This is a genomic window from Priestia sp. P5_B4 (genome assembly GCF_056400385.1).
The window spans coordinates 1-11,903 of record NZ_JBFULJ010000076.1 but is presented as its reverse complement, the minus strand read 5'-3'; the positions used below and the strand labels follow the sequence as shown (position 1 = coordinate 11,903).

At 37.8% G+C, this 11,903-nt stretch carries 13 protein-coding genes; 8 read left to right on the top strand and 5 right to left on the bottom strand.

The window, feature by feature from the left end; translation table 11 throughout:
- Positions 1-1,281 (bottom strand): sensor histidine kinase (locus tag AC1DRF_RS09910; RefSeq protein WP_477740666.1); only part of this gene is annotated, 1,281 nt, incomplete at its 3' end.
- A 155-nt stretch (positions 1,282-1,436) separates the two neighbouring features.
- Between AC1DRF_RS09910 and AC1DRF_RS09905 the strand changes: the two genes are divergently transcribed.
- Both AC1DRF_RS09905 and AC1DRF_RS09900 read left to right on the top strand, forming a co-directional pair.
- Positions 1,437-1,769, top strand: coding sequence for a hypothetical protein (locus tag AC1DRF_RS09905; protein WP_477740665.1), 333 nt, complete (start codon positions 1,437-1,439; stop codon positions 1,767-1,769).
- Between the two features lie 84 nt (positions 1,770-1,853).
- A complete protein-coding gene (locus AC1DRF_RS09900) occupies positions 1,854-2,048 on the top strand; it encodes a DUF8096 family protein (RefSeq protein ID WP_043982100.1) in 195 nt (64 codons plus the stop codon).
- A 56-nt stretch (positions 2,049-2,104) separates the two neighbouring features.
- Here the strand turns inward: AC1DRF_RS09900 and AC1DRF_RS09895 are convergent, their stop codons facing one another.
- Positions 2,105-2,485: a plasmid mobilization protein gene (locus tag AC1DRF_RS09895; RefSeq protein WP_013056777.1), complete on the bottom strand. Its 381-nt coding sequence runs from the start codon at positions 2,483-2,485 to the stop codon at positions 2,105-2,107.
- A 472-nt stretch (positions 2,486-2,957) separates the two neighbouring features.
- Here AC1DRF_RS09895 and AC1DRF_RS09890 point away from each other — a divergent pair, with 472 nt between their 5' ends.
- On the top strand, positions 2,958-4,817 hold the full coding sequence (locus AC1DRF_RS09890; RefSeq protein WP_427076234.1) for an N-acetylmuramoyl-L-alanine amidase: 1,860 nt from the start codon (positions 2,958-2,960) through the stop codon (positions 4,815-4,817).
- A 154-nt stretch (positions 4,818-4,971) separates the two neighbouring features.
- Complete coding sequence (locus tag AC1DRF_RS09885; RefSeq protein ID WP_427076233.1) at positions 4,972-5,874, top strand: GNAT family N-acetyltransferase; 903 nt, start codon at positions 4,972-4,974, stop codon at positions 5,872-5,874.
- A gap of 20 nt (positions 5,875-5,894) precedes the next feature.
- On the opposite strand, the gene AC1DRF_RS09880 is transcribed toward AC1DRF_RS09885, so the two are convergent.
- Together AC1DRF_RS09880 and AC1DRF_RS09875 are read right to left on the bottom strand one after the other, a co-directional pair.
- Positions 5,895-6,443 (bottom strand): DUF4825 domain-containing protein, encoded by a 549-nt coding sequence (locus AC1DRF_RS09880; protein ID WP_097823593.1) that lies wholly within the window; start codon positions 6,441-6,443, stop codon positions 5,895-5,897.
- Positions 6,444-6,526: 83 nt separating this feature from the next.
- Complete coding sequence (locus tag AC1DRF_RS09875; RefSeq protein WP_116733234.1) at positions 6,527-7,258, bottom strand: ZIP family metal transporter; 732 nt, start codon at positions 7,256-7,258, stop codon at positions 6,527-6,529.
- Positions 7,259-7,543: 285 nt separating this feature from the next.
- On the opposite strand from AC1DRF_RS09875, the gene AC1DRF_RS09870 reads away from it, so the two are divergent.
- Positions 7,544-8,755, top strand: coding sequence for a cytochrome P450 (locus tag AC1DRF_RS09870; protein WP_477740664.1), 1,212 nt, complete (start codon positions 7,544-7,546; stop codon positions 8,753-8,755).
- A gap of 29 nt (positions 8,756-8,784) precedes the next feature.
- On the opposite strand, the gene AC1DRF_RS09865 is transcribed toward AC1DRF_RS09870, so the two are convergent.
- A complete protein-coding gene (locus AC1DRF_RS09865; protein ID WP_043982110.1) occupies positions 8,785-9,363 on the bottom strand; it encodes an LOG family protein in 579 nt (192 codons plus the stop codon).
- A 309-nt stretch (positions 9,364-9,672) separates the two neighbouring features.
- On the opposite strand from AC1DRF_RS09865, the gene AC1DRF_RS09860 reads away from it, so the two are divergent.
- From AC1DRF_RS09860 to AC1DRF_RS09850, 3 genes are all read left to right on the top strand, one after another.
- Positions 9,673-11,004 (top strand): NAD-dependent malic enzyme, encoded by a 1,332-nt coding sequence (locus AC1DRF_RS09860; protein ID WP_427076231.1) that lies wholly within the window; start codon positions 9,673-9,675, stop codon positions 11,002-11,004.
- Between the two features lie 142 nt (positions 11,005-11,146).
- Positions 11,147-11,629, top strand: coding sequence for a PH domain-containing protein (locus tag AC1DRF_RS09855; RefSeq protein ID WP_477740663.1), 483 nt, complete (start codon positions 11,147-11,149; stop codon positions 11,627-11,629).
- Positions 11,622-11,903 (top strand): PH domain-containing protein (locus AC1DRF_RS09850; protein ID WP_477740662.1); only part of this gene is annotated, 282 nt, incomplete at its 3' end. The genes AC1DRF_RS09855 and AC1DRF_RS09850, both read left to right, overlap by 8 nt.

Genomic DNA, 11,903 nt, shown 5'->3' with positions numbered 1-11,903 from the left:
GGCTAGACCGAGGCCGCTTCCTTTTAACGTTCTCGATTTATCTACTTTATAAAAGCTTTCAAAAATATATTTTTGATCTTCTTCGGCAATACCAATTCCATTATCCTTTATTTTCACGTCTATTTCTTCGTTTTTTAGAGAAATGGATATTTTCACAAATCCATTTTCAGGCGTATATTTAATAGCATTTGTTACTAAATTCAGCCAAACTTGCTCTAACAAATCTTTATCTGCTTCCATTTGAACATTGGATAAATCAAGGTCAATTTCTATGTTCTTTTTTGTCCACTGAGGTTCTAAAGCCATGACCACATGCCTGATTTGTTCATCTAAACGGTATTGCTGCAGCATTAGCGTTTGATGTTCAGAGTCTAGAGAAGCAAGCTTTAGCAAATTGGAACTAAGCTGAGAAAGTCTTGTACTTTCTTTTTCAATAATCGTTAAATATTGTATCTTTTTATCTTCACTGACGATATCATCTTTAAGTGCCGCTGAAAAACCGCGAATAGAGGTCAGCGGTGATTGAATCTCATGCGAAACGCTAGCAATGAACTCTTGCCTCATCGTTTCTATTTTGTTTAATTCTTTAGTCATTTGATTGAAATTTTTAGTTAACAGACCGATTTCATCATTCGCTGCGTGCTCGACTTGCACATTGTATTCGCCTTGTCCGACAACTTTCATCGCTGTACTGAGACGCTTAATCGGTTTAATAATAATCATTGAAACATATGCAAATAATACAATACCCACTAATAAAATCGTAATAAGCTGGATATTTTGAACATCTTGAATAACTGAAAATTGCCGCTGTGGATGAGACTGAATAAATAGAGCATACGACCGTCCATTTTCTTTAAAAGGAAGACCCACTACGTTTGGCTGTGGACGATCATCTTTTTCCTCGTTTAAATTAGAATAACGCTTCCCGTCTAATACTTGATCTACTTCTTTCGGTGTAATTGGAATAGGTGGTCCTGGCTGTCCTAATACTTTTTCTTCATGCTGATCATCAATAATAATAAACGAAAAATGAATGAATGATGAATTAGATAAAAACCTTGCAGCTTTGTCCGAGTCTTCTGCTCCGTACAAATCGATAAAATCTTCTCCCATCTTCACCATATCCTGACCTAATCGCATTTCGAGCTTCTGCTTGCTAAGAAATGTCGTAACGACAACGGTAATCACAACGCTCAATAAAATTGTAATGATGAACGACAGAACACGATGCAAAGCTCTTAAAAAATCCTCAATTTCTAAAAGATATGGGGGTGGCATATGCAAAAGGGATTGCGCAGTTTTTAAACCTGGAGTCTAAATCTACAAATTCTGTGGGAAATTCTGACGAGGAAGGTTTTTCAAAGCCTACTTTTTTATATAAACCTTTATGGATAAAAACAACCGAGGATACGGAGACGTATAAGGATGCAAATATGTCAGAGAGAACAGGTTATTTAAAAAAGAATACCTTCTTTCAAGTTTATGGTGAAACGCGTGCAGCCTGGGTGATGGCTGGACAACATTTTATTGAAAAAAAAGATACAATCATTGAAGGAGAAACCATCACAACTGCGGAATTAACAAAAGAGAATATGGAAACATTAAAAGTGTTTGTGGCAAAAGAGAAATTAGAAACAGCCGTAACCTTTTCCAAAGAAGGAGCTGCGGCAGCCATCATTACCCTTCGGGATAAAAAAATACTGAATGTAAAAGCATTTTTAGATAGAGAAAATTGGTGGTACAAAGCTGAACGGATAAAAAAATAGTGAAAAAACCTGCTTGTTTTTTGAAGCTTTCACCCTAGTAATTTTACTTATTTTTGATAGAATATAAAGAGCTGAATCGTAAAGATGCATAAAGGTGTGATGGAAATGGAAGAGCAACAAGAAGCGATTGATTTAACAAAAATATATGTATATGAGGAGTTTCCGGATAAAGTTGCAGGCAGATGCGATAACTGTGGACATGTGAAATTTAAAAGCTTAGTAAAAGACTTTATTTTTATCCGTACATGCGCAAAGTGCGGCATGAAAAAAAGCATTTAAATCCCTACTTCTTTATAAAAAACGCTCTTTTCTGAAATGAAAAGAGCGTTTTTTCTCTATTTAACGTATAAATGATCGCTAAGCTGCTCTGAAATAGTCTCTACATCTTCTTGTACATGTTTTTGTTTTTTCATCATTTCTAGTAGGATTTCTTCAAGATTCTGTGAATGGTTTTGCTTATCTTTTGGTTTATGTAAGTACTTTGCAATTTGATGCATATTATTGCTTAGCCGGCTTAGTTCAGACTCAATCTTTCGCAGGTTAACCAATAGTTCCACACCTGCTTCTTTGCCGATTAAAGGAGGCTTAACTTTTCCATCCATAATAAATTTTCGAATGAGAGACGTTCGTTTTAAATTATAGTGTTCAATAAGTTCCTCTAATTTTTCTTTTTCTTCTTCATTCAACTTAATTGCTGGAATGCTGTGTCCTCTCATAAGGTATCTCCTTTCAAGAGCAATTCTTGCTGCGTTCAATCATATGTAAACATTCTCTTGTCTTTAATAATAGCAACCTTTTCCATGGTTAACTATGGTGAAAAGTTACTAAAATGTCGAACGTACAGTCTGTTAAAAAACTGGTAAATTAAGAAATTTGGTTTAGTAATAGTTGAATTATAGAAGGAATGTCATTATCTACAATATTGCTGCTTTATTAAAAAGGCAGCAAAAGGGATGAATGGACCGCTGTTGTACTCAACCATTTTTGAGAGCGCAGCTTTAAAGAAGAGGGATGATTTTTATGATTTTTTCCTCATACCACATCTTTCCTCCTAGTAACTCTGTCGAATCTTCTAGACTATTGTCTCAAGGGAATAGAAAGAAAGAAGACGAAATGGTTGAGAACGAGGTAAAGTCATATTATGTCTTTATTGACCTCATTTACATACTTTACGGGGGAGGAATACGTTTGGAACTAAAAAAAAGATTAAAACTAAATAAGATAGGGGTAGCCATGCTTACGGCTGGTGTCATATGTACAGCTTATATGCCCCTTCATACGCTGCAAAAGCCTGTAGTCGCTTTGGCGGCAGAGAATCAGTCAGATTCTTTAGAGCGAGCATTTGCACAAGCATCTAAAGAATTTGGTGTGCCAGCTTCGCTTTTAAAAGCAATTTCCTACAACAAGTCGCGCTGGGAAAGTCATAATGGAAAACCTAGTGCAGCCGGGGGATACGGTCTTATGCATTTAACAGACATCCCTTCTTTAGAAGATGGAAAAGGAAACGGAGCTGTGCCTTCAAAACCAGCATATGATAAACAGCAAACTCTCTCCTTAGCTGCTAAGCTGCTTAACTCAGATAAAGAAAGATTAAAAAAAGATCCTGTGCAAAATATTCGCGGTGGCGCTGCTGTGCTGGCTTTTATCGCAAAAGACAAAAATGGAAACATACCGTCCACTGATCAAAAATGGTACGATGCAGTCGCCGCTTACAGTGCTTCTCAGGATAAGGAAAACGCTCAAGTATTTGCCGATGATGTATATGAAACGTTGGAAAAAGGAGCAGAGCATACAACATCAGACGGACAGCATCTTAAAATTTCCCCTCAAAATATAGATATGTCGATTCCTCGTGCTGAAAATTCCAATACGAATAAAGCGGATTGTCCGGCATCTTTAAAATGTGAATACATCCCTGCATTTTACGGGAAATTCAGCGAAAGTGCTTCAGATTACGGAAACTATGATATTGCAAACCGTCAAAAATCAGATGTTCGCTATATTGTTATTCATGATACAGAAGTAAGTTATGATGGAACGATTGATTTGTTTGCTAACCCTAATAGAGCCGCTGCAAACTATGTAATCCGTTCAAGTGATGGCCACATCGCACAGATGATCCATAACAAAGACGTAGCATGGCATGCAGGAAACTGGTATTTTAATACACACAGTATTGGAATTGAACATGAAGGATTCGCCCTTGAAGGATCTACTTGGTTTACGGAAGAAATGTATCGTTCTTCGGCAAGACTCGTACGCCACCTTGCCAAAGAATATAATATTCCATTAGACCGAGCTCATATTATTGGTCATGATGARGTGCCGGGTTTGTCTCCTAAGGCTCAATCAGGTATGCATTCAGATCCCGGGCCGTTTTGGGATTGGGGGCACTACATGGATTTAGTAGGAAGCCCAGTCGAGCGCCAGCATACAAACAAACTAGCCGTTACGATTAATCCAGTCTTTCAAAACAATCAGCCAGAAGTATCAGATGCACCAAAGCAGCCGGCCAACTTTGTGTATTTGCATCAAGCTCCCAGCAATGATTCACCGCTGCTGAATGAGCCTGCAGCTTCAGGGCCTGGAACGAAACAAACGTTAGACTGGGGAAGCAAAGCAGTAACTGGACAAACGTATGCAGTAGCTGAGACAAAAGGAGAATGGACAGCGATTTGGTACGGAGGACAAAAAGCCTGGTTTTATAATCCACATAATAAAAATACAAGTGAAGGTACAGGGATATTATTAACGCCAAAACCAGGGAAAGAAAGCATTCAAGTGTACGGAGGAGCTTTCCCGGAGGCTTCAGCCTATCCTTCTGATATACCAGTTAAAGCTATGGTGCCACTTCAGTATAAAATTTCTCCAGAGCAGGTGTACGTGGGGGTAGAGAAAGTAAGGAGTGACTATTACTATGCCCCAACTTTTACAACAAACCCAAACGATCACAAAATGATTGTTGGAAAAGACGAATATTATCAAATTTATTTTAATCACCGCTATGCGTTTGTGAAAGCGTCAGATGTAGAGGTTAAAAGACAATAGAATAGAGTGTTAAWAGAAAAGAAAGAGACAGGGTGTTTAAATGGTATGTCTCTTTCTTTTTTTTAAAACCACAAAAATTCAGAAGGTTATTGATGATGTTTTCTTATAATGATTTTCTAGCTTATTATCTTTTTACAAAAGGAAGGAATGTCCCGTGATTATAATTAAGCCTCTAAGCCAGTGTTCTTTTTCTGATGCATTACAAGCATTCAATAAGGGTTTTGAAGATTATTATCTTCCGATTGAGCTGTCACTAGATCAATTCACTTGTAGGTTTGGTTTTGATCAGCTATCTGTCCACCATTCTTTTATGGCTTTTTATAATAATACACCAGCTGGAATTATGTTAAATGGAATAAAAAAGGTCAAGGGAAAAAAACATGCTTGGAATGGAGGTACAAGCGTAGCCTTACCTTACCGGAAAATAGGAATTGGAGAAGCCTTACTAAAAGCTACACTTGAGAGATACCAGCAGCAAGGAGTAATGGAAGCCAGTCTGGAAGCATTTAAAGTGAATGAAAAAGCCATTCACCTTTATCAGAAATATGGATATGAGATTGTAGATACCCTTTTATTTCTAAAGCATAGAGGTAGTTTTCACGCTTCTTTACTTAAAAAGAAGAATCAGCTTACATATTCGTTAAAGCGAAGGCTTGCAAAAGATATTCAGAACCTACCCTTTTATACATACGATGTTCCGTGGAAAAATCAATTTGACTGTATTCGTGGTGGAGAATCGTTTATTGCGTTGAATGAAAGAAACGAAGAAGTTGGCTATCTGTTATTTCAAAGGAATTTTTCTTCCATAGGCATCGTGAATTCGGTTACTTTTTATCAAGGAAGCGTTAAGGAACATATCTCAAATTCAGAGGACGTTCTGGGCTTTTTATTAGCAACTATTTTTAATATGTATGGACCAATTGCTTACAATACATATAATGTACCTGAAAAAAGAAATAGCTTACTCGTGAAAATGTTAAAATCATTTGGTTTTCAAGATTTATATACAGATGAAGGAATCAAACTTGAGCAGGTGTTTATGAAAAAACAGCTTTAAAAAGCGGCCATGGGCCGCTTTTACTGCATTTCTGTAATTGGATGTGCATCATAAAATTCCTCGATTTTTTCTTGCTGTCCTTCGAATTTTTCTTTCCATACTTGTTTCACGTCATTATAATTCCGAAGATCTATTCCGTAGAAGTCCTTTAACTCTTTTCGAGTAATGGTGATTGTCTGAGGAACAGTCGTATTAATAGTAAAGTGAACGCTGTCAGCATTTTGTACGGCAGAAAGTAAGATGGTTGCGTTATGTAAAAGTATGCGTTTGGTTTTAACAGACGTCCAGCTTTTTTCAAACGTATGCTGATTATTATTTATTGCAGCGTAATTAATTGTTAAGTAATAAGGTTTTTGCGTATCTTGGAAGGTTATACCTTTTAAATAAACGTGTCCTGGAAGCTTATTTGTAATTTCCTCTATTGAAGCCTCATGTTTTGAAGAAGAAGTATGTTGAATAGAAGAAGCAGAGACTCTTTCGGCAGACAGATTATTATGAGGTGCATAAGCACACCCTGATAGGCAAGTGAGTACTGTGCAAAGTGTAAGAGAAGCATATATTTTTTTCATAATGGTAACTCCTTTTATTTATATCTACTTGTAAAGACGAAAGACCTATATATTTTGTTTCATACAAAATATAAGTTTATTCATTAAAAAGACATATAATCCAAAATAATAGAAGTTAATAACCCTAATGAAGCAATAAAACCAATAACAGGACCACCTTCTTCAAAAGCTTCTGGCAACATCGTCGAAGCAACCATTGCCACAATTCCACCACCGGCGAATGAGGCAATAAAACCCATCATGTTTGGGGTAGCATTTTGAAGAAATAGATATCCAATCCAAGAACAAAGAGCCGATATAAAGAAGACAGAAAGCCATAATGAAAAAATTTTCTTTTGCTTATATTGGCTTTTTAGTAGTCCGCTTGTCCCGGAGATTCCTTCGGGTATATTGCTGATAAAAATAGAAACAACAAGCAGCCAGCTAACGTGGTGCTGTTCAATCAAACTTGCGCCAATCATCAGTGACTCAGGTATAGCATCCATAATGGTACCAATAAAAATGGCTAGTCCCGAGCTAGCGGGGACAAGGTGGTCCGAACGTTTTCTTTTGTGAGCGCCTTTTTTAGCTAAGGAGATGTCAAGAAGAGTAAAAAGTGCTGCGCCTGTTAAAAAGCCTAAAGAAGAAGAAATGATTCCTGCTTCTTTTACCGAATCTTGAATGAGCTCGTAAGCAGCAGCTCCTAACAAAACGCCCGTGCCAAAAGCCATAATATAAGCAGTCAAAGGTTTTTTTAAAGGTACAAAAATAGCTATAATAGCTCCAATTAATACAGCTGAGCCTGAGACACCACCCCACATAAGGGCATCTATCACATGAGATCCCTACTTTCTTACGTACTTACTTGTAGTGTAACCATCTCTATGATTATTATGAAACAAGATAAATGAACTAAAAAAATGGAAAAAAATCACTGATTTAGACCTTAAATAAAATAAGTCTTCTGTATAATTGACAAAATTTTCTGATTATGTCCGTTGAAAGTGAAAAAACCTTGTGATAGTCTGATCAAAAGATACAAAGATGGAAAAAAATTCTTTGATCTGTAGAAGGTTAAAAAACTTAACGAGGTCACTTTTAAACGAAAGAAGGAATACGAGATGAATTCAAAAGCAGTAAAAAGAGAAAATCGCTATGCTAACTTGATTCCTATGCAAKAAATCAAATCAGTTGAACAGCAGCTTTACCCATTTGATATTTATAACAGTCTGCGTCAAGAGGCACCTATTCGTTACGATGAAAGCCGAAACTGCTGGGATGTATTTGATTATGAAACAGTAAAGTATATTTTAAAAAACCCGTCGCTTTTTTCATCCAAACGAGCAATGGAAGAACGCCAAGAAAGTATTTTAATGATGGACCCTCCAAAACATACAAAGTTACGAAACTTAGTAAACAAAGCTTTTACGCCAAGAGCTATTCRGCACTTAGAGAGTCATATTGAAGAGATTGCAGATTATTTATTAGATGAAGTAAGCAGGAAAAAAAAGTTTGATATAGTAGAAAACTTTGCTGGACCACTGCCGATTATTGTAATAGCAGAGTTGCTAGGAGTACCAATCCAAGACCGAGAACTGTTTAAAAAATACTCCGATGACTTAGTGAGCGGTGCTGAAAATAATTCAGACGAAGCTTTTGCGAAAATGATGCAAAAGCGTAATGAAGGCGTGATTTTTTTACAAGGGTATTTTAAAGAAATTATCGCGGAGCGTCAGCAAAATAAACAAGAAGATCTCATTTCGCTTCTTTTAGAAGCAGAAATCGACGGCGAGCATTTAACAGAAGAGGAAGTGCTGGGGTTTTGTATTTTATTGCTAGTAGCAGGTAATGAGACAACGACAAACTTAATTACGAACGGAGTTCGGTATATGACAGAAGACGTAGACGTGCAGAATGAAGTTCGTCGAGACATATCGCTGGTTCCGAACCTGGTAGAAGAAACGCTTCGCTATTATCCTCCTATTCAAGCGATTGGACGCATAGCTGCTGAAGATGTAGAACTTGGAGAGTGTAAGATTAAAAGAGGACAGCAGGTAATTAGCTGGGCAGCAAGTGCAAATAGAGATTCAGCTAAGTTTGAACGGCCTGACACTTTTGTCGTGCATCGTAAAACAAATCCTCACGTGAGCTTTGGATTCGGCATCCATTTTTGCTTAGGAGCACCGCTAGCAAGAATGGAAGGGAAAATTGCTTTTACTAAGTTACTAGAAAAAGGAGAATTCTCGAAAGTTCAAAATCAGTCTTTAAAGCCAATAGACAGCCCTTTTGTTTTTGGCGTAAAAAAATATGAGATTACTTTTAATAAAGTTTAAAAAGCGAGCGCAAATTATGCGCTTGCTTTTTAGCGTTCAGTGTTCCATTTTTGGTCTTCTGAAGGAGACGTGTAGGTGTCCATTGAAGAGATAAGCTGTTCAGGAGTATCAGAAATATTGATGAGACGAATAGCAGAATCTGTAGAAAACCCTTCATCTACGGCATGCTGAACCATTTGCATAAGCGGGTTGTAGTAGCCGTTCACATTTAATAACCCTACTGGTTTTTTATGTATACCAATTTGAGCCCAGCAGAGAGCCTCAAACAACTCTTCAAATGTCCCGAAACCTCCAGGAAGCGCAATGTAACCATCAGCTAACTCGTGCATAGTTGCCTTTCGCTCATGCATGCTCTCTACTTCGATGAGTTCTGTCAGTGCGGTATGAACAATTTCACCGCTAAACAAACCGCGGGGCATAATGCCGATGACTTCGCCTCCATGCTGAAGCATTTCATTTGCGACTTCTCCCATCAGGCCCATTCGTGAGCCTCCGTAAATCAGCCGGTAGTTTTTTTTGGCCATGTAGCGTCCTAGCGAGACGGCTGTCTCTTTATATTCTGTTTTTATTCCAGCGCTTGATCCTGCAAATACACAAATTGATTTCAACTGCTTCACTCCTTTGTTTCTTTTCTATATAAGTCTTTTCTGTTTATGAAGAACAAATTCCTTCTTAATAATTTATGAATTTTCACAATGTCATCGCTTGATTATTCTAAAAACTTTGCTTATAATCAAAGCGAAAAGTCTGTTTGAAAGCGTTATCTATTGCTTTTCTTTTAATGGAAAAGACAGTACGTATGGATCTACTTGTAAGATAAGTAGGTAACATGAACTTATAGGAAATTTGACCGTTTTAAACGCTTCATTTAGTAAGTATACGCACTTGCAGGATTAAGACAAGGGGGATATGGGGATATGATGAACAATTTAATACGCACATTAATGGTACAAACACCGACCGTACCAGGAAACTTAGGAAGAGTAGCAACAGCTATCGGAAATGTTGGAGGAGACATTGGCGAGGTTGAAACCGTTAAAGTAGGACATAACTACACCATGAGAAGCATTACGGTTCAAGTAGAAAGTGAAGACCAGCTTGAGGAATTGCTTGAAGCGGTTCGCAGTTTAGAAGGCATTACTTTACATACAGTATCAGATGAAGTTCTTCATGCGCATGAAGGCGGCAAAATTCAAATGAAAAGCAAAATGAAAATTGAGTCGATCGCTGACTTAAGAAGAGTATATACACCAGGTGTAGCAAACGTTTGCCGTGCTATTCAAGAACAGCCCGACAAAGCGAAGATTTATACGAGCATTGGAAACACGGTTGCGATTGTAACAGATGGTACCGCTATACTAGGATTAGGAAATATTGGTCCAGTTGCAGGAATGCCTGTTATGGAAGGAAAAGCTGCGTTATTTGATCAACTTGCCAATGTAAACGCTATCCCTATTTTGTTGAATGTAAATGAGCCGGAAGAAATCATTCAAACGGTTAAAAATATTTCACCGGGATTTGGCGGCATTTTACTAGAAGATATAGGGTCGCCTCACTGCTTTGAAATTGAAGAACGTTTAAAAGAAGAGCTCGATATTCCAGTTATGCATGATGATCAGCACGGAACAGCAGTTGTGACGCTAGCAGCAGCTATCTCAGCTTGTCGCAGCACAGGTGTGAATTTGAAAGAAGCAAAAGTAGGACAAATCGGCTTAGGAGCTGCCGGCATCGCTACTTGCAGAATGTTCATGGCTTACGGTGTCAAACAGGTGATAGGAGCTGATAAGTCTCCTGAAGCGAATGAGCGCTTAGTCAGCTACAGTGGAAAAGTAGCGGATTCATTAGAAGAGCTTATGGAGAACTGTGACATTGTTATTGCGACAACAGGTGTACCTGGATTAATACAAAAAGAATGGATCCGAAAAGGGCAAATCATTCTAGCACTTTCTAATCCAAAGCCAGAAATTGAACCTGAAGATGCTCTTGAAGCAGGAGCTATTTACGCTACGGATGGAAGGTCAGTGAATAATGTACTTGGCTTCCCAGGTATTTTCAGAGGAGTGTTAAATGCGGGGGTGCGTGATATTACGCATACGATGCTTGTAGCTGCAGCTGAAGCCATTGCAAATTCAACGCGTCCAGGCGATTTAGTTCCTCATCCTCTTAATCTAGCTGTACATGAAGCAGTATCTGAAGCAGTTGAAAGAGCGGCTATTGTACACGGAGAGAAAGACGGCGTTTATCGATAACAAACAAGGCTGCCTCGAAATAGGCAGCCTTGTTTGTTTTTTATCAAAAAATAATAAGAAAATAGCAAACTATGAAACTTTTTTCCTTTTTTAACGTAATATAGTAATAGAAATAGTAAAAAAGGTAGGGAAAGGAGTTTTTATGGAGTTTGAACATTTAAAGGGCAAATTGCCCCTCGAGGCTAAAAAAGCGATGCGCTGGCAATCCATTTTTACGCATAGCCTTTGGCTTCTTGCAACAGCGGGTTATTTTCTACTCGTTCATTTTTTTGATTGGTGGTCAATTATTGGATGGATATCAGCTGGACTATTAGTCGTGAGCTTTATCATATATACAATTATAGCTCCAAATGTATATATGAATGTATATTCATATGAAGTCACAGATACTCAAATTGATGTACAAAGAGGGCTATTCATCTGGTACCATACGAAAATTCCGCTTGTGAAAGTGCAGCACGTTGAAACATTGACAGGGCCGATTTTTCGAAAATTTGACTTGGCATCTGTTAAAATCATTACAGCAGCTGGAAGCGTTGAAATTCCTGCACTTGTACAAAGAGATGCTGAAGCACTGCGAGAGTATATTGCTAGACTAGCAGAGGTAGATGTTGAAGATGAGTAAGCGGCTGCATCCGCTATATATTGCAATAGCATTTATTGAACATATAAAAAATAATATCCTGCCTTTTGTGTTTGTATTTATTGTCAATCGGCACCTATTGTTTACATATTGGTGGGCAACGCTGTTAGCGGGAGGCGTAGTCGCTTTATTTGCTTTTTTTACTTGGAAGGAATTTCGTTACGAGGTAACAGAAACGGAAGTGCGTCTGTATAAAGGGATTTTTAAAAAAGAAAAACGATTTATTCAACGCAATCGCATTCAATCGATTCAGTTA

Bases quoted from the DNA above. Each gene is read 5' to 3' on its own strand.
- AC1DRF_RS09905 (WP_477740665.1), top strand. From the start codon at position 1,437: ATGTCAGAGAGAACAGGTTATTTAAAAAAGAATACCTTCTTTCAAGTT.
- AC1DRF_RS09900 (WP_043982100.1), top strand. From the start codon at position 1,854: ATGCATAAAGGTGTGATGGAAATGGAAGAGCAACAAGAAGCGATTGAT.
- AC1DRF_RS09895 (WP_013056777.1), bottom strand. From the start codon at position 2,485: ATGAGAGGACACAGCATTCCAGCAATTAAGTTGAATGAAGAAGAAAAA.
- AC1DRF_RS09880 (WP_097823593.1), bottom strand. From the start codon at position 6,443: ATGAAAAAAATATATGCTTCTCTTACACTTTGCACAGTACTCACTTGC.
- AC1DRF_RS09860 (WP_427076231.1), top strand. From the start codon at position 9,673: ATGATGAACAATTTAATACGCACATTAATGGTACAAACACCGACCGTA.
- AC1DRF_RS09855 (WP_477740663.1), top strand. From the start codon at position 11,147: ATGGAGTTTGAACATTTAAAGGGCAAATTGCCCCTCGAGGCTAAAAAA.